We start from the raw sequence: 17,783 nt of genomic DNA on the forward strand, positions 1-17,783 counted from the left end.
CTGCGCGAGGCCGGCGTGGGCGTCGGCGACCGGGTCGCGGCCTTTATGCCCAACACCTGGCAGACCGTGGTGGGCATGCTCGCCGCCACCGGCCTCGGCGCCACCTGGTCGTCCTGTTCGCCGGACTTCGGCACCCAGGGGGTGATCGACCGCTTCGGCCAGATCGAGCCCAAGGTGCTGATCGCCGCTGCCGGCTACCGCTACGCCGGCAAGAATCTGGATCTGACCGCCAAGCTGGGTGAGATCCTCGAACGCCTGCCGAGCCTGGAGCAACTCGTCGTCGTGCCCTACTCCCAGCCCGAGGCGAAGCCCGCCGACTTCAGCACCCAGGCCCGAGTGGCGCTGTGGCAGGACTTCTACCGCCCCGGCGGCGAACCCGAATTCACCGCCGTGCCCTTCGACCAGCCGCTGTACATCCTCTACTCCAGCGGCACCACCGGCGTGCCCAAGTGCATCGTCCACGGCGTGGGCGGCACCCTGCTGCAGCACGTCAAGGAACTCGGCCTGCACACCGACCTGACGGCCAACGATTGCCTGTTCTACTACACCACCTGCGGCTGGATGATGTGGAACTGGCTGGTCTCCGGCCTGGCCCTGGGCGCCACCCTGGTGCTGTTCGACGGCTCGCCCTTCCATCCGGGGCCCGAACGCCTGATCGAGCTGATCGATGCCGAGGGCATCAGCATCTTCGGCACCAGTGCCAAGTACCTCGCCGCGCTGGAGAAGGCCGGCGCCAAGCCACGCGAAACGCACAAGTTGCAACGCCTGAAGGCGCTTCTCTCCACCGGCTCGCCGCTGGCCCACGAGAGCTTCGACTTCGTCTATCGCGATTTCAAAACCGACCTGTGCCTGTCGTCCATTTCCGGCGGCACCGACATCGTCTCCTGCTTCGCCCTAGGCAACCCGGTGCTGCCGGTGTGGCGCGGCGAGCTGCAGTGCAAGGGCCTGGGCATGGACGTGCAGGTGTGGAACGACAGTGGCCAGCCGGTGACCGGCGAGAAAGGCGAACTGGTCTGCGCCCGGCACTTTCCGTCGATGCCGCTGGGTTTCTGGAACGACGAAGGCGGCGAGAAATTCCGCGCTGCCTATTTCGCCACCTTCCCCGGCGTCTGGGCCCATGGCGACTACGCCGAGGAAACCGCGCACGGCGGCCTGGTGATCCACGGCCGCTCCGATGCGGTGCTGAATCCGGGCGGCGTGCGCATCGGCACCGCGGAGATCTACCGCCAGGTGGAAAAGGTGCCGCAGGTGCTGGAATCCATCGCCATCGGCCAGGACTGGGCTGGCGATGTGCGCGTGGTGCTGTTCGTCCGCCTGCGCGAGGGCGTGGTGCTGGACGAGGCGCTGGAAAGCGAGATCCGCCAGGTGATCCAGGCCAACACCACCACGCGCCACGTGCCGGCGAAGATCGTCGCGGTGGCCGATATCCCGCGCACCATCAGCGGCAAGCTGGTCGAGCTGGCGGTGCGCAACGTGGTGCATGGCCGGCCGGTGAAGAACACCGATGCCCTGGCCAACCCGCAGGCGCTGGAGCTGTTCCGCGACCTGCCGCAGCTGCGGCAATAGCCGCAACCCGCCCTATCCGCGCCAGGCGACGAGCCGAACGATGCCGCCATCGGGCTCACACCCTTGCAGTCTCCGCGCCGCGGAAGACTGATAGCAAATCGCCTTCTGCCAATCGAAAGTACCTATACTGGCGTCATTTTTACGCCCTCGCGAGTTCGCAACCTCGCTCAGCGAGGTGCTTTCGCTTGTCGAGGTGACCGCGTGAGTATCATCCAGCGCAACCATGTTCAGCAGCTGCTGCCGGCGCATGCCGACGCCCCGGTGCTGGTCTACGGCCACGGCTTCGGCTGCAGCCAGGAGATGTGGAGCAAGCTCACACCTGCATTTGCACCGCACTACCGGCAGGTATTGTTCGACTACGTGGGTAGCGGCCGCTCCGACGCCAGCGCATTCGATGCCGGCCGCTATCGACTGCTCGAGGGCTACGTCCAGGACCTACTGGAGGTTTGCGACGCCCTGCAACTGAGCGGTGACATCACCTTCGTCGGCCACTCGGTCAGCTGTAGCATCGGCATACTCGCCGCCATCGAACGACCATCGTTGTTCTCCCGACTCGTGCTGCTCGGTCCCTCGCCCTGTTTCCTCAGCGACCCGCCGGCCTACGAAGGCGGCTTTCGGCGCAGCGACCTGGACAGTCTGCTGGAGCTGATGGCGCACAACTATCTGGGCTGGACGCAGCACTTCGCGCCTCTGGTGTCCGGCGCGGAGGCGGGCCAGCCGGTGACCGCGCAGCTGTCCGACAGCTTTTGCTCGACCGACCCGCTGATGGCGCGCCTGTTCGCCGAGGCCACCTTCAGCTCCGACATACGCGCCGCGCTGCCGCACTGCCCGGTGCCCAGCCTGATCCTGCATCACCGTCGCGATGCGCTGGTACCGCCAGCGGTAGCCGACTACCTGCACACTCACCTCAAAGCGAGTACCCTCGAGATCCTCGACGTCAGCGGCCACTGCGCCCACATGAGCCACCCGGAGCTGGTCGCCGTCGCCATGCTCCGCTACCTGCAAGGAAGCCATCACCTTGTTCTACCTTGAACGCCTGCCCTGTCCAGTGCTGGTGACCGACTGCAACGGCCAGATCAAGCACTCCAACCACGACTTCAAGCGCCTGGCCGGCGTCCTGCTGGTCGACAGCATGGATCATTACTTCCCGCCGGCGAGCCGCATCTTCCTGCACACCCATGCCTGGCCACTGCTGCTCAGAAACGGCGAATTCAACGAACTGCACCTGCAGCTACTGGCGACGGATCAACAGCACATCCCGGTGATGGCCAATGCCCGGATGAGCGAGGTGGATGGCGAACGCGAGGTGATCTGGCTGTTCTTCGTCGCCAAGGATCGTCAGCGCTTCGAGGCCGAACTGCTCAAGGCCCGCGAGCAAGCGCAGGAAAACGCGGCGCAGCTGGCCAAGGCCAACCTCGCCCTGCAGAGCGCCTACGCCCAGCTCGCCGAATACGCCGTGGAGATCAAGAGCGAGGCGGAACAATTTGCGCAGCTGAGCCACACCGACCCACTGACTGCGCTGGGCAACCGCCGGGCGCTGTCGCTGCACGTAGAACAGTGGACGGCAACGGTCAGCGCGCAGGCGCACGCCAGCCTGCTGCTGATCGATATCGACTACTTCAAGCAGATCAACGACCGCTTCGGCCATGCCGAGGGCGATCGGGTGCTCATCGAGCTGGCCCAGCAACTGCTCAAGAGCGTGCGCAGCCAGGACAGCGTCGTGCGCTACGGCGGCGAGGAGTTCGCGCTGTGGCTGCCGTTCGCCGATGGAGACGAGGCCGCGGTCATCGCCCGGCGCGTGCACGAGCAGGTTTCCCTGCTGCAGATCGCCGACCAGCGCCTTACCGTGAGCATCGGTATCGCCAACCTCGTACCGCAGGGGCAAGACCCCGAGCGCTACCTCGAACAACTCCTCGAAGAGGCCGACACGGCGCTGTACGCGGCCAAGGCCCAGGGACGCAATCGCAGCGTTCGCCATGACCGCTGCTGAGCCGGCGCACGGGGTCGATCCTGGCCGCCTGCCGCCGCATGAGCAAGAGCCGCGCGGCGTCACAGGTTGCCCATGACCGTGCTGCGTATACTCGAGTAAGACCCTCCTACCGGGAACCCCGCCTTGTCGCTACGTCAACTCTGCTGCTGCGCCCTGCTCGCCCTGGCCGCCACCGGTCAGGCCGAGGAAGTCGTCGAGCTGTACATGCCGGAAGCGCCACCGCTGACCCTGGTCGCATTCGAGGCCGGCTACGGCATGGTCGGCGATATCACCCTGGCCGCCCTGGCTCGCGCAGGCTACCTCGCCGAGCTCAAGGTCGAGCCCTGGGCTCGCGCCCAGCGCACGGTCGCCGGCGGCCGCAACCAGCTGATCATTCCCCTGTCGCGCACCCCGCAGCGCGAAGCGCTGTACACCTGGATCGCGCCGATCATGCCGCTGGAACGCGCCTTCTTCAGCCTCGACGAGCCGGTGCAGAGCTTCGCCGAGGCACGCCAGCGCTACCGGCGCATCGGTGTCGGCCTGGGCACGGCGCAGGTGGAAATCCTCAGAACGCAGGGCTTCGCCGACCGGCAGATCGTCACCCACAACCTGGGCGAAAACCCCGTTCACCTGCTCGAGCGCGGGCGTATCGACGCCTGGTTCACCGGCGTGCCGGAGGCGCTGTATATCTGGCCACAGCACTCCAAGCGCGAGCTGCAGATGAGCCCGGCGCTGGCCAGCACCGACCTCTACCTGGCCTGTTCCAGGGACTGCGACACGCAGCTGGTGGAAAACCTGCGCGCCGCCGTGCAGAGCCTGCACGACGAGGGCATCAGCCAGCGCCTGATCGAGGCCTATCGGCCCGAGCCGCGTTGAGTCAGATCCCCTGCCGCCCCGGATCCTCCGGCGGCAGGTCCTCCTCGATGTCTTCCAGCTTGAGCTCCAGGCCCCAGTCGCCGGCATCGGCCACCTTGGGCGCGCTGACCGGCGCCGCAGCCGGCCGGGCTGCCGCAGCCACGGCCGGGGGTGCGACATTGGCCGGGTTGTCGCGGTAGAGCTTGAGCTTCAGGCGCACGTTGTTCGCCGAGTCGGCGTTCTTCACCGCCTCGTCCTCGTCGATGGCGCCCTGGTGGACCAGATCGATCAGCGCCTGATCGAAGGTCTGCATGCCGAGATTCTTCGACTTCTCCATGATCTCCTTGAGCTCGGAGAACTCGTTGCGCTTGATCAGGTCGCGCACCGTCGGCGTGCCCAGCATCACCTCCACCGCCGCACGGCGCTTGCCGTCGACGGTCTTGACCAGGCGCTGGGAGACGAAGGCCTTGAGGTTGTTGCCCAGGTCGTTGAGCAGCTGCGGGCGGCGATCCTCGGGGAAGAAGTTGATGATGCGGTCCAGCGCCTGGTTGGCGTTGTTCGCATGCAGCGTGGAGATGGCCAGGTGACCGGTATCGGCGAAGGCCAGGGCATGTTCCATGGTCTCGCGGTCGCGGATCTCGCCGATCAGGATCACGTCCGGTGCCTGGCGCAGGGTGTTCTTCAGCGCGGCGTGGAAACTGCGGGTGTCCACGCCGACTTCGCGCTGGTTGATGATCGATTTCTTGTGCCGGTGCACGTACTCCACCGGGTCCTCGATGGTGATGATATGGCCGCCGCTGTTGCGGTTGCGGTAGTCGATCAGCGCCGCCAGCGAGGTCGACTTGCCCGAGCCGGTGCCGCCGACGAACAGCACCAGCCCGCGCTTCTCCATCACCGTGCTGAGCAGCACCTCGGGCAGCTTGAGGTCCTCGAAGCGCGGAATGTCCAGCTTGATATTGCGCGCCACTATCGAGACTTCGTTGCGCTGCTTGAAGATGTTGATGCGAAAACGCCCGACGCCGGCCAGGGAGATCGCCAGGTTCATCTCCAGCTCGCGCTCGAATTCCTCGCGCTGGGCACTGTCCATGATCGACTCGGCGATAGCTGCCACATCGCCGGACTTCATCGGCTCCTGGCTGAGCGCCTTGAGCACGCCGTTGAACTTGGCGCAGGGCGGCGCCCCGGTGGACAGGTAGAGGTCGGAACCGTCCTGGCTGGACAGGATTTTCAGCATTGCGTGGAGATCCATGGCGACGTTTCCGTGAGGCGCGATTGAAATACCATAGGCCATCATTCGCCGGCGTCGCGGGCAATGCATGACCCAAAATCTGGCGCCATTCTGCTGGCGCTATGGATGCTGGCACAATAGCAGCCCGGCAAATTTGAGGAGCCCGTCATATGGCAAAGGCAATGGCCCGCCACATCCTGGTCAAGACCGAAGCGGAAGCGGCGGCGCTGAAGAAACGCATCGCCGCCGGCGAAGCCTTCGACGTGCTGGCGCGCAAGTACTCCACCTGCCCATCCGGCAAGAAAGGCGGCGACCTCGGCGAAGTGCGTCCCGGGCAGATGGTGCGGGCGGTGGACCAGGTGATCTTCAAGAAGCCGCTGCGCGAGGTGCATGGCCCGGTGAAGACCCAGTTCGGCTATCACCTGATCCAGGTGTTCTATCGCGACTGACAGCTGCGAGCTGGCCTGCGCCGCGCAGCTGCAACTGCACTGGTTCGAGGATGGCGACGCGCTGCTGACCGCCGTCGCGGCGCTGCAGTTGCCGGCCGGCGAGTTTTGCCTGGGCCGCCGGCGAGGCGGCGCTGATGAAAGGCATCCGCCGCATCCTGGCGAACGCCAAGGGCCACCCAGGCAGGCCATGCGCGTGGCCGCCTACTGGCGTCAGGGCGCCGAAGGCTTCCAAGAAGAACTCACCGAACGGACGAGCAGGCGATTCCTGGCGGCCCCGATGGGAGAGTGCCAACCATCGCCCCTGACCGGCCCTATTCCTTGACGTTCATGTACTCCCGTGCCCAGGCGATGTAATCGTCGGGGCTGGTGTACTTGCTCACCAGTTGCGAGGCGCTGAGGCCGTTGTCGACGGCGATGCCACGTTGCTCGCGCAGGCTGTCGTAGGTGGCCTTGATCGCCGCGAAGTAGGCGGCGTGACCGTCCACCACGATGCGCACGCCCAACTCGGCCAGACGGCCGTCGTCGCGCAAATCCGGGTTGCCGTAGGTGACCAGCATCAGCGGCACGCGCAGACCCTCGGCGATAGCCTCGAGGTGGGCGAAGTCCCTCACCCCGACCAGGCAGATGGCGTCGGCGCCGGCATCCTGATAGGCGCGGGTGCGCAGGGCCACCTCGGTCAGCGGCTGCACGCCGGCATGGGTGCGACCGATGATCGCCAGGGCGCTGTCGTCGCGCACCTCCTGGGCGGCACGCAGCTTGCCGACGTCCTCCTCGACGCTGATCAGGTCGTAGGATTTGCGGCCGAACTGGGCCGGCAACAAGGTGTCTTCGAGGGTCAATGCGGCGACGCCGGCGCGCTCCAGCTCGATCACCGTGCGCATCGCGTTGAGCGCGTTGCCGTAGCCGTGGTCGGCGTCGGCGATCACCGGCAGGCGTGCCACCCGGCCGATGCGGGTGGCCTGCTCGGCGAATTCGCTGAGGGTGATCAGGGCGACGTCCGGAGCGGCGAGCACCTGCAGCGAGGCGACCGAGCCACCGAGGATGCCGACCTCGAAGCCGAGATCGGCGGCGATGCGCGCCGACAGGGGGTCGAACACCGAGGCGGTGTGATAACAGGCGCGGCTGGCGAGCAACGCCCGGAAGGCGTTGCGCAGTTCATGGTGACAGGCTTTCTGCATGGTCTGGTGTCCTGGTTTCGTATTGCTCAAGCTTGTGCAAGACCTGTACCCGAAGGCCGGAGCGCCGCCGTTGCGGCGATTTGCCGGGCGCTGCCGACGCTGGAGTGGAGAGCGCACGCCACTACCCGGGCGAGGGATGGCGGAAATCCGCCGATGAACCGGCGATGACCGCCCGGCCCGGCAACAGCTCCGCGAATCCCTGAGCCGACTACCCAGCGGCCACCGGGCGCCTGGTGATTGCAGGCGTTCGCCCCTCGGCACAGCCGTATAATGCCCCGCTCTCGTACCTCGCATGCCCATGGCGACTCCATGTGGCAAACCCAAGCACGACGATGACCGCACAATTGCAGAAAGACATTTCGAATCAGAACCTTATCAGCAGAAAGTTCAGCGTCGCGCCGATGATGGAATGGAAATATTTTTATTTAAATTCAAATAGATAGATAAAGGCACGAACTAAATTCAGCAAATTCTTAGGGAACCTCTGAAGAAGACTTCCCGAATCTGGTGAAATGCGCCGGCCCGGTTGCCCGAGTTTCCCGATGCAGCAGGTGACCTTCACCGAAACCGAGTACGCCGGCAAACGCAGGCAGATCCGCAGGGAATTGTTCCTGATCGAGGTGGATCAAGTGGTACCGTGGAAGGGCTTGTTTACCCAGGTCGAATGGAGGAAGCGCTGTATGAAACCACCATCCTGCGGCAGTTCGCCGGCCTGAGCCTGGAGCACATTCCCGATGAAGCCACCATCTTCAACGTCCGCCGTCTGCTGGAGAAGCACGCTGGGATTCTGACGATGCCTCGGTGGTGGCAGCCTTCATGCCTCCTGTTCCCCTAAGCAACTCCGCGCCCCCCTTCTCCGGACGCTTCCAACTGATCCATCAACAGACCGGCAAACCTGTTGCGTGGTCGAGCGGCGGGTGGATTGCCATCGACACGACAGATGCAGGAGGTATGACCTCCTGGGCCATTCACGACGCCTCTGAAGCCCTGCGTATCGATCTGGTTCAGGGAGACGAGCAATGAGCAATCAGCCAAGTCTCTCCCGAGATGGTATGAGCCCGCTGGCAAGGGCCATCCAGTACGTTTGGTGGGCTGGTCGGCTGGTCATTGGCTCAAGCGCCTCGATGTCGAAAGCGGCGAGCTCCCGACATGTCAGGCCATGCTGATCAGCAACGAGCCCCACCTCAATGCCGCGAACAGCCTGGCCGAGCGAATGAACTACCCGGCTCCGGTAGACATCCCCGTCATATGCTTGAGCTAACGAAGTGCATGGGGTCAGCGTCCTGCCTGTTCGCACTTCGTTAGCCCAGCGACCGGAGAACATTTCGGTAGCGGCCATCTGCCAACATTACATCATTCACTGACGCCCCCGGTTAGACCGCAGAATTACCTTAAGACGAGTAGCTGACGTTGCTCAGGTCTATCGATACCAACAGGTCCGTCGTGATAGCCCTGCCGTTTGAGTCTCGTCGATATGCTCTGCGCTTGCTTGGCATGAGGATCCCACTGGCCGAGATGTAGTCATGCACATACTGGGCAGCCGGAATGCCGCCACTGACCTCGACGGTATAGTCATGCCGACGCAGGAGGAAGTCGTCGCCAAAGTAGAAGTCCTGCACCTGGCAATGAGTCGCGACATCCTCGGGAAAGCGAACCCTCAAGCGGCGCCAGCGCTCGGCCCCTTCCTGCCAGGGCTCGATTTCCTCGGCCAGTACCCCCGGCATGCAGAACAGGAAGGGCATGGTGAGGTAGGACCAGAGCGCATAGCCATTGAAGTAGGCACGATGGAGCGGATCCCAGGGAGTCGTTTCGCCGTGCCCCAGAAACGAGCGTCTCGGATCGAGGCGCTCTGCCACCACCTGGCCCTCGGTCGTCTCGATGGCGATGCGCCCGGGAGTGTAGGCCGTACGCTGATTGGGCGCACCGAAAGGCATTACCGCGGCGCGCTGCTCGTGCAGCCAGACCGACATCCGACGCGACTGGCTGTCCTGCCTCAACCCCTTCATGTCCCATAACGCGCCACTGCTGGTGATACTGGCCTCCACGAGGTCGAACTGGCGCCAGCGTTCGACACCGCCATGGGCGTCCAGCACCCGATCAAGCAGTTCAGAATCCCGGTTGCTCATGTCATTGCCCTCCCTCGAGGAGCTGTTGCCCGAGCACCGCCCTGATGCGAGCGGCGATGTAATCGCAGTGGGTCTCCAAGGCGAAGTGTCCGGTCTCCAGCAGTTCGATCACCGCGTGCGGCACGTCGCGGGCGAACGCCTCGGCACCGGCCGGCAGGAAGAACGGGTCGTTGCGCCCCCATATGACCAAGACCGGGAAGTCGCTCCTGCGCAGCCAGGCCTGGAACGCCGGGTACTGCTTTATATTGTTGGCGTAGTCCAGGATGAGATCGAGCTGAATGTCTTTAACGCCAGGCCATTCGAGAAGGGTGTAGTCGAGCATGATGGCTTCCGGGGCGATCAACTCCGGGTCGGAGACGCCGGTGAGGTACTGCCAGCCGGTGGCCTCGGCGCTCAGTAGCGCGTCGCGGATTGCCTTGCGATTGGCGACAGACGGATCGGACCAGTATGCCCGTACCGGCGCCCAGGCCTCGCTGAGCCCCTCTTCATAGGCGTTACCATTCTGCGAGATCAGCCCGGTTATCCGCTGCGGCTGCAGCAATGCCAGGTGCAGCCCTATGGGCGCCCCGTAGTCGAACAGGTAGAGAGCGTAGCGCTGCAGTCCCAACTCGCTGGTGAAGGCCGCCAGGGTCTCGGCAATCCGCGCGAAACTGTAGACGTAGCCTCGCTCGAAGGGGACCTGGGTAAAGCCGAAGCCCGGAAAGTCGGGGGCATAGACATGGAAGTGCTCGGCCAGCAGCGGCAACAGATGGCGGAACTGATGCGAAGAGCTGGGGAAACCATGGAGCAGGAGCAGCGGCGGCAGCCCAGACCGACCCGCCTCACGGTAGAAGAGGCGCACACCATCGACCTCGAGGTAACGATGGCGCACGGCTGTCGAAGATAAAGAGATCGCTTCATGCATGGCGGATCACCTGACTGGGTCGCCCCCGAGAGTCGGGCCTGAGTGGGTTAGAGTCCAAGCGCCGCAAGCCCGGAGTGGTCATCCGGACGGCAGCCCAGAGGCCAGCGGAACTTGCGCTCCGCCTCGCTGATCGGCAGGTCGTTGAGGCAAGCATAGCGATTGACCATCAGACCATCCTCGGCAAACTCCCAGTTCTCGTTGCCGTAGGAAGGGAACCGGTTCCCCGAGTCATCTCGCCACTCGTAGGCGTAGCGCACGGCGATGCGGTTGTGGGTGAAGGCCCAGCGCTCCTTGATCAGGCGGTAGTCGAGCTCCCTCGCCCATTTGCGCACGAGGAAAGCACGGGCCTGCTCGCGCCCCCCGATGAACTCGACACGGTTACGCCAGCCTGTGTGCTGGCTGTGGGCCAGAGCGACTGCCGCGGGATCGCGGCTGTTCCAGCCATCTTCGGCCAGGCGGACTTTCTGCAGCGCCGTCTCATGGGTGAAGGGCGGCAGCGGTGGGCGGATCTCGCTAGGCGTGGACATGTCTGCACCTCATTCGGTGATTCCTGCGTCGTTGTGCCATGGCAGGCGGCTGACACGCTGCCGCCCGCACGGTCGATCATCGCTCAGGCCTGACGATAGCGCTGCGCCACCGACTGGCGGGAGAGATTGGGAATGAGCTTCTGCCGCGCCGCTTCATAGGCCTGCCAGTCCGCCAGCTCGGGCAAAGAGGGAATAGTGAACAACTCGCCCTGATCGAAGCCGGCCAGCGCTGCGTCCACCAGGTCGTCCGCCTGCATGACGATCTCCCGCGGCAGGGCATCCACCGGCGTTCCGGCTGCCGTCCAGAACTCGGTGGCGACCGCCCCAGGGACGACGGCCTGGATACGCACGCCCTTGTCCGCCAGCTCATGATGCAGGGATTGGCTGAAGGCCAGCACGAATGCCTTGGTTGCGCCATACACCCCGTTGAGTATCTCGGGGGCGATCCCCACGATCGAGGCGATGTTGATAATGGCACCCCGCCCCTGCTCCACGAACCCCGGCGCAGCGGCATGGGCCAGGCGGGTCAGGGCAGTCACGTTGAGCTCGATCATCCGGGTCATCGCATCCACGTCCGAGTCGAGCAGTGCCGAGGTCGCGCCGACTCCCGCGTTGTTGACCAGCAGGGAGACATCGCCGCGCTCGCGCAACTGTCGCTCCACCAGGGCAAGCCCTTGCCTGTCGCCCAGATCGGCGACCAGTACTTCGACGCGCCGGCCCGTCTTCTTGTGCAGACACTGCGCCAACCGATCCAGACGCTGGTGGGAGCGCGCGACCAGAATCAGGTCATGGCCGCGGGCAGCCAGCCGCTTGGCGTAGAGCGCGCCGATGCCGGACGATGCGCCAGTGATCAGCGCGGTGCCCTGGGAAGCCTGGGTGGTCATAAGCGTTTCTCCTGATGAGTTGCGAAGGGATTGGAAGAGGAACTTTCACAGGAGCGTATCCGGCCTTGTGGATGACTCAAATGTCATATATACGTCTTTTAAAGACATGACCCGCGCAAGTGAGCAAACAGGTGCATCACGTAGGCTTCGTGGTATTTCCCAACTTCCAGGTCATGAGCCTGGCCGCCGTTTCGGCCTTCGAAATGGCCAACATCGCCATCGGCGAGGCCTTCTATGGCATGCACCTGCTATCCGAGCAGGGCGGTCCGGTGCTTTCGTCGGCCGGTTTTGCGGTTGTAACCGAAGCCTTCGGCAAGAGGGCGCTGGATACGCTGGTGGTCGGCGCCGCCACCTATATCCAGCCGTCCTCGCCGGGGTTGCTGGACTTCGTGCGCCAGTCCGTGAGCAAGTCGCGGCGGGTCGCGGCACCCTGCACCGGCGCCTTCGCCCTGGCCGAAGCCGGCGTCCTCGATGGTCGCCGGGCCACCACGCACTGGTTCTTCGCTCGTGACCTGAAAAGACGCTATCCGAAGGTACGCCTGGAGGAGGACCGCATCTTCATCGTCGACGGCAACCTGTGGACCTCGGCCGGCATGAGCGCGGTGATCGATCTGACGCTGGCCATGATCGAGCAGGATCTCGGCCCTGAGATCGCTCGCAGCGTGGCCAAAAGCCTGGTGGTCTACCACCGGCGTGCTGGCGGACAGTCGCAGTTCTCCGCGCTGGCGAAGCTGAGGCCGAAGTCCGACCGAATTCAGAAGGCCCTGGATTACGCCAAGCAGAACCTGCAGAACCGCCTGGCGGTGGACGAACTCGCCGAGGCCGCCAACCTCAGTCCCCGCCAGTTCAGCCGGGCCTTCAGGGCCGAGACCGGCCAATCACCGGCCAAGGCGGTCGAGAGCCTGCGCCTCGAGGCGGCCCGCCTGCTGATCGAGAGGGGCCGCCTGTCGATGGATCGTATCGCCGTGGAAACCGGCTTCGCGGATCGCGAAAGGATGCGCAAGGCCTTCCTCAGAGCCTTCGGCCAGCCGCCGCAGATGCTTAGGCGCGCTTCCCGCGCCACCGCGCAGCAGGTCGACGCATAACCCGAGCCTGAATCAGGCGGTAACCAGCACGGCCCAGGCAGCGACGGCTTCACCGCTCTGCCGGAGCGGATTCGCCCACCAGATCGATCACCGTCTTGCCCACCCCGGAGCCCTCGGCGACCTGGCGGAAGGCCTCGTTCACCTTGTGCAGCCCAAAACGATGGCTATCGACCCGGATTGCCAGTTGCCCGGCGTCGGCCAATGCGGCGGCCTCGCGCAGGATGGCGCCATGGTGCTCACGCCCGCGCCCGTCGAGCAACGGCATCAGGGTGAACACTCCCGAGTAGCTGGCCCCCCTGAACGACAGCGGCGCGAGGCTGTGCTGACCCCAGCCCAGGCAACTGAGCACGTGCCCGGTATAGGGCCGCACCGAACGGAACGCGGCATCCAGCGTGTCGCCACCGACCGTGTCGTAGACAATATCGAAGCCTTCGCCGGCCGTATGCCGCTCGACATAGTCTTCCACGGCCTCGGCTCGGTAATCGATGGCCGTGGCTCCCAGCGCACGGATGAAGTCGAGACTGCCCGCCGAGCCGGTGGCAAAGACCTCGGCACCACGGGCCTGGGCCAGCTGTATGGCTGCCTGGCCGACGCCCCCCGCTCCACCATGCACCAGAACACGTTGGCCGGCATGGACATTGGCGCGATCCACCAACCCCTCCCATGCCGTGATGAATACCAGGGGCAATGCGGCAGCCTCGCGCATGCTCAGCTGTCGCGGCTTCGGCGCGATCAGGCGGGCATCGACGGCGATGTACTCGGCCATGCCGCCCTGGTTGCCACCGACTCCTCCGGCCATACCGAAAACTTCCATCCCGGGAGCGAAGCCTGCAACCCCCGCCCCCAGCTCAATGACAGTCCCAGCCAGGTCCAGTCCGAGCACGGCAGGCAGGGTCTGGCGGGCATGGGCCGCCGCGCCGGAGGCAATTTTGGTATCCAGAGGATTGACTCCGGCGGTGTGAACCCTGACCAGCACCTGCCCAGCGGCAGGTACTGGACGAGCCAGACGACGCACAGCCAGAGGGGCCTGGGCGGACTCCGCAATGGCGGCAAGCATGCTGTGATTCATGATGGCGAACCCTGTGTGGTTGAACGCTTACAGGTTGCCGTCCTCGTCGCATTCCGATAAGAACTAGAAAGTGGATATCACTCATTCCAAGAGGAGACCTAATTGCGATGGACCTGTTCGACAGCATGCGCCTGTTCGTGCGCGTCGTGGAGCGCGGCTCCTTCACCGCGGCAGCCCGCGAACGCAATGTCGGACAACCAGCGGTGAGCAAGCAGATCCGCGCACTGGAGCAACATCTCGGCGGCCCGCTGTTCGTTCGCAGCACCCGGCACTTGGCCCTGACCGACCAGGGCCAAAGGTTCTACGCCGACTGCCAGGACATCCTCGCCAACCTGGAAACCGCCACCCTGAGTTTCGCCAGCGGTCAGGAGCAGGTCGCCGGGCCGCTGCGCATTGCCGCCCCCGTGAGCTACGGGCGGCTGTGCCTGGCGCCGCGGCTGGGCATCTTTCTGGAGCGCCACCCGAATGTACGGATCGACCTCAGGCTGAACGATCAGCACGAGGATCTGCTCAGGGAGGATATCGACCTGGCCATTCGTATCGGCGCGGTGAAGAACGAGGGGCTGGTAGCAGTTCCTCTCGGTGCCAGCGAACGCCGGGTGTTCGCAGCACCGGCCTACCTGAGCCGCCGTGGTCTACCGCTCGATCCGGGCGAGTTGAGTGGCCACAACTGCATCGGCTTCACACTGCTGGAGCACTACGACATCTGGCACTTCAGCCGCGATGCAGAGGAGTTCGACATTGCCATCCGGGGCAACATGACCAGCAACAGCAGCGAGGCCATTCGCGAGCTGGTGCTCTCAGGCCTGGGCATCGCCCTGTCTCCCGAGTGGCTGTTCGCGGCCGACCTCGAGCAGGGCAGGGTTGTCACCGTACTGGACGGCCATAGGGCCAGGGCCCTTCCCGTCCAGGCGGTGTTCAGTCCAGAACGACGGCGCTCGGCGCGGACGATGGCCTTTGTCGATTTTCTAAAAGAACTGCTCTGAATTCGTGCATAGCTCCTGCTTCAGTTTCCCAATACCCAACTGGTCAGCCCGAAAGCCTATAAGGCCCGAATGGGCGGCTAGGGCAGTGTTCGCGGTTGCAGGACAGGTCACACTGAATCGCCTTAATCCTGTGAAATAGGGAGATCGAGGCCGGTGTGTCGGCCCGGGCACCAAACGCCACTTCAGGAACCCCACCAAGCAAGTGGGTACATCTGCGCCTCCCAGACTCGGCCATTCACGAGCCGGCCCCCTGATGTGTCACGCCGCTGTTTCGCCTGATTCGTATCCGGTCTATCGGTGCTTGCATCGCAGCATCGAAAAGCTATACAAAAGCTGTACAAGATTTTTTAATGTACAGAAATAGAGGATGCTTCGATGCCGGCTTACCGCGCGCCGTTACGTGATATGCGCTTCGTTTTCGAGGAAGTGCTCAACGCTTACCCAGCCCTGCAGTCACTGCCGACGCAACATGAGTTCAGTGCCGATCTCGGTGGCGCGATCCTGGAGGAAGCAGCCAAGGTCGCCGAAAACGTGCTGGCGCCGCTCAATGGGCCAGGCGACAAACAAGGGTGCCACTACGACCCTGCCGAGAAGTCGGTGACTACGCCGGAGGGATTCAAAGCCGCTTACAAGCAGTTCGCCGAGGGTGGCTGGACGGCGCTGGCGTGTACGCCGGAGTTCGGTGGTCAGGGCCTTCCCCATGTGTTGAACATGATGGTCGAAGAAATGGTCTGCTCCGCCAACCTGTCCCTGGGCATGTATCCAGGCCTGACTCATGGCGCGATCAACGCCCTGACCGCCCATGGCACCCGCGAGCAACAAGACCGTTACCTGCCCAAACTCATCAGCGGCGAATGGACCGGCACCATGTGCCTGACCGAGCCGCAGTGCGGCACCGACCTGGGGCTGATTCGAACCCGCGCCCTCCCCCGGGCAGACGGCAGCTATGCCATCTCCGGCACCAAGATCTGGATCACCGGCGGCGAACACGACCTGGTCGATAACATCGTGCACCTGGTGCTAGCAAAACTGCCCGATGCGCCGGACAGCGTGAAAGGTATCTCCCTGTTCCTGGTACCAAAGTTCCTCGAGGACGGCTCCCGCAACACAGCTTTTTGCGGCGGTTTGGAGCACAAGATGGGCATCAAGGGGTCGGCTACCTGCGTGATGAATTTCGAGGGGGCGCAAGGTTGGCTCATCGGAGAGCCGAACAAGGGCCTGCGGTGCATGTTCACCATGATGAACTCGGCCCGCCTGATGGTTGGGATGCAGGGCCTGGGCATCGCGGAAAACGCCTACCAAATCAGCCTGGGCTTCGCCAGGGAGCGCCTGCAGAGTCGCTCGCTGTCTGGCCCCCAATGCGCCGACAAGCCTGCCGATCCGATCCTGGTTCATCCGGATGTACGTCGAATGCTGTTGCGTCAGAAGGTCATGATCGAAGGCTGCCGCGCGCTGGCCTACTTCACCGGGCTGCAATTGGACATCGCACACGATCATGAGAACGAGCAGGCCCGTGAGCATGCAGACGACCTGGTTCAGCTGCTGACTCCGGTAGTCAAAGCCTTCCTGACGGATGAGGGCTTCACCTGCGCGAACGAAGCTCTGCAGGTGCTCGGCGGCTCCGGCTTCACCGAAGACTGGGGTATCGAGCAACTGGTACGCGACTGCCGCATCACTCGCATATACGAGGGCACCAACGGCATCCAGGCACTCGACCTGGTTGGTCGAAAGCTGTCGCTGGGCGGCGGCCGGGCCATCCGCAACTTCTTCGCCATGACCGAGGGATGGCTGCAGGAGCACCCCGATGCACCGCACGCTGCTGCCGTGGAATCAGCGCTCAAGCAGCTGCACCAGGGGACATTGTGGATCGCGATGGAAGGCATGAAAGATCCCGAGCAGGCCGGCGCGGCGTCGACCCCCTACTTGCGTTTGTTTGCTCTTACCTCGCTTGCCTGGATGTGGTCGCGCATGGCGCTGGTTGCCAGAAACGCACTGAGTGCCGGCAGCGGGGAGACCGCCTTCTACGGAGCCAAGATCAAGTCGGCTGATTTCTTCTTCAACCGAGTACTGACCGAAACGGATGGCCTGCTGGCAGAAGTACTTGCAGGCAAATCCACCCTGATGGCCTTCAGCGAGGAAGAGTTCGCCGCATAGGGCGTCTGCCTCCTTCCCCGGCTGCGCAACCCGGCAACCAGCTCTCCCCTACTTTGGTTGCCGGTTTTTTTATTCGGCCGCTCGCCAGATCGCCCAGCGGGTACCCAGGCGCGGGTTGATCCTGAAAGGGATCTGCACGCGGCGCTGCTCGGCTGAACCGCGAGAGCAACTGAAGAGGTAACACATGAAGAAAGTGCTCGTGCTCTTAACCTGTCTGCTGCTGGGTAGCTGCGCCAGCGTCTCAGTTCAAGACTATGCCGGACAGCAGCCTGAATTGGACCTGATCCGTTATTTCGATGGTCCGGTAGAGGCTTGGGGAATGTTCCAGGATCGCTCGGGCAAGGTAATCAAACGCTTTCATGTCCAGATCATCAGCCGCCGTGAAGGCGAGAAACTGATTCTGGATGAGCGCTTTGTCTACAGCGACGGCAGCAAGCAACGTCGTGTCTGGACGCTTACTCCAGATGGCGACAAGCGTTGGCGAGGTACTGCGGCCGATGTGATCGGCGAAGCTCGGGGGGAACTGGCCGGTAATGCCCTACGCTGGCGTTACCAGCTCAACCTTCCCGTTGACGGCACAACCTATGAAGTCAGCTTCGACGACTGGATGTACCTGATGGACGAAGACACCATGATCAATCGCTCGCGCATGAGCAAGTTCGGTGTAGAGCTGGGTCAAGTCACTCTGTTTTTCCGGCGACAGCCGGCCCAGGACTAGATCTGTAGTTTTCCTGTAAAGCAGCAGCCCTCGCCCAGCCGATGCGTGGGCGAGTACTGCTGCAGCTCGATCCAGGGCGAGCACC

The 17,783-nt window shown here is 63.9% G+C and carries 16 protein-coding genes and 1 pseudogene; 10 read left to right on the forward strand and 7 right to left on the reverse strand.

The window, feature by feature from the left end:
* The 4 genes from N878_RS08025 to N878_RS08040 all read left to right on the forward strand — a co-directional run.
* Positions 1 to 1,566 (forward strand): acetoacetate--CoA ligase (locus tag N878_RS08025; RefSeq protein WP_021443149.1); only part of this gene is annotated, 1,566 nt, incomplete at its 5' end.
* A gap of 201 nt (positions 1,567 to 1,767) precedes the next feature.
* Entirely contained in the window at positions 1,768 to 2,598 is an 831-nt protein-coding gene (locus tag N878_RS08030; RefSeq protein WP_021443150.1) for an alpha/beta fold hydrolase, read from the forward strand.
* Positions 2,585 to 3,556 (forward strand): GGDEF domain-containing protein, encoded by a 972-nt coding sequence (locus N878_RS08035; protein WP_021443151.1) that lies wholly within the window; start codon positions 2,585 to 2,587, stop codon positions 3,554 to 3,556. The genes N878_RS08030 and N878_RS08035 overlap by 14 nt, the downstream gene beginning before the upstream one ends.
* 123 nt (positions 3,557 to 3,679) lie before the next feature.
* Complete coding sequence (locus N878_RS08040; protein ID WP_021443152.1) at positions 3,680 to 4,411, forward strand: ABC transporter substrate-binding protein; 732 nt, start codon at positions 3,680 to 3,682, stop codon at positions 4,409 to 4,411.
* Position 4,412: 1 nt separating this feature from the next.
* Here N878_RS08040 and N878_RS08045 read toward each other — a convergent pair whose 3' ends face one another.
* Entirely contained in the window at positions 4,413 to 5,639 is a 1,227-nt protein-coding gene (locus tag N878_RS08045) for a PilT/PilU family type 4a pilus ATPase (RefSeq protein WP_031302900.1), read from the reverse strand.
* A gap of 149 nt (positions 5,640 to 5,788) precedes the next feature.
* Between N878_RS08045 and N878_RS08050 the strand changes: the two genes are divergently transcribed.
* Positions 5,789 to 6,067 carry a peptidylprolyl isomerase gene (locus N878_RS08050; RefSeq protein ID WP_031302901.1) on the forward strand — a complete coding sequence of 93 codons (279 nt, stop codon included), beginning with the start codon at positions 5,789 to 5,791 and terminating at the stop codon, positions 6,065 to 6,067.
* A 311-nt stretch (positions 6,068 to 6,378) separates the two neighbouring features.
* Here N878_RS08050 and N878_RS08055 read toward each other — a convergent pair whose 3' ends face one another.
* On the reverse strand, positions 6,379 to 7,245 hold the full coding sequence (locus tag N878_RS08055) for an oxaloacetate decarboxylase (protein WP_021443155.1): 867 nt from the start codon (positions 7,243 to 7,245) through the stop codon (positions 6,379 to 6,381).
* Positions 7,246 to 7,787: 542 nt separating this feature from the next.
* Between N878_RS08055 and N878_RS26730 the strand changes: the two are divergent.
* A pseudogene (locus N878_RS26730) lies at positions 7,788 to 8,041 on the forward strand (transposase); the annotation flags it as partial.
* A 595-nt stretch (positions 8,042 to 8,636) separates the two neighbouring features.
* Here the strand turns inward: N878_RS26730 and N878_RS08060 are convergent.
* From N878_RS08060 to N878_RS08075, 4 genes are all read right to left on the reverse strand, one after another.
* Complete coding sequence (locus tag N878_RS08060; RefSeq protein WP_021443158.1) at positions 8,637 to 9,371, reverse strand: hypothetical protein; 735 nt, start codon at positions 9,369 to 9,371, stop codon at positions 8,637 to 8,639.
* A gap of 1 nt (position 9,372) precedes the next feature.
* Positions 9,373 to 10,275: an alpha/beta fold hydrolase gene (locus N878_RS08065; RefSeq protein ID WP_021443159.1), complete on the reverse strand. Its 903-nt coding sequence runs from the start codon at positions 10,273 to 10,275 to the stop codon at positions 9,373 to 9,375.
* 47 nt (positions 10,276 to 10,322) lie between these two features.
* Positions 10,323 to 10,802, reverse strand: a complete 480-nt coding sequence (locus tag N878_RS08070; RefSeq protein WP_021443160.1) for a DUF1348 family protein — start codon at positions 10,800 to 10,802, stop codon at positions 10,323 to 10,325.
* A gap of 83 nt (positions 10,803 to 10,885) precedes the next feature.
* Positions 10,886 to 11,686, reverse strand: coding sequence for an SDR family oxidoreductase (locus tag N878_RS08075; protein ID WP_021443161.1), 801 nt, complete (start codon positions 11,684 to 11,686; stop codon positions 10,886 to 10,888).
* Between the two features lie 131 nt (positions 11,687 to 11,817).
* Here N878_RS08075 and N878_RS08080 point away from each other — a divergent pair, with 131 nt between their 5' ends.
* Entirely contained in the window at positions 11,818 to 12,771 is a 954-nt protein-coding gene (locus N878_RS08080; protein ID WP_031302902.1) for a GlxA family transcriptional regulator, read from the forward strand.
* Between the two features lie 49 nt (positions 12,772 to 12,820).
* Here the strand turns inward: N878_RS08080 and N878_RS08085 are convergent, their stop codons facing one another.
* Positions 12,821 to 13,840, reverse strand: a complete 1,020-nt coding sequence (locus N878_RS08085; protein ID WP_031302903.1) for a zinc-dependent alcohol dehydrogenase family protein — start codon at positions 13,838 to 13,840, stop codon at positions 12,821 to 12,823.
* Positions 13,841 to 13,947: 107 nt separating this feature from the next.
* On the opposite strand from N878_RS08085, the gene N878_RS08090 reads away from it, so the two are divergent.
* The 3 genes from N878_RS08090 (at position 13,948) to N878_RS08100 (ending at position 17,698) form a co-directional block, all read left to right on the forward strand.
* Positions 13,948 to 14,826: a LysR family transcriptional regulator gene (locus N878_RS08090; protein WP_021443164.1), complete on the forward strand. Its 879-nt coding sequence runs from the start codon at positions 13,948 to 13,950 to the stop codon at positions 14,824 to 14,826.
* Positions 14,827 to 15,201: 375 nt separating this feature from the next.
* A complete protein-coding gene (locus tag N878_RS08095) occupies positions 15,202 to 16,980 on the forward strand; it encodes an acyl-CoA dehydrogenase C-terminal domain-containing protein (RefSeq protein ID WP_031302904.1) in 1,779 nt (592 codons plus the stop codon).
* Positions 16,981 to 17,164: 184 nt separating this feature from the next.
* Positions 17,165 to 17,698 carry a DUF3833 domain-containing protein gene (locus tag N878_RS08100; RefSeq protein WP_021443166.1) on the forward strand — a complete coding sequence of 178 codons (534 nt, stop codon included), beginning with the start codon at positions 17,165 to 17,167 and terminating at the stop codon, positions 17,696 to 17,698.
* Positions 17,699 to 17,783 lie beyond the last annotated feature (85 nt).

The sequence above is a fragment of the Pseudomonas sp. EGD-AK9 genome (assembly GCF_000465935.2).
Classification (GTDB): domain Bacteria; phylum Pseudomonadota; class Gammaproteobacteria; order Pseudomonadales; family Pseudomonadaceae; genus Aquipseudomonas.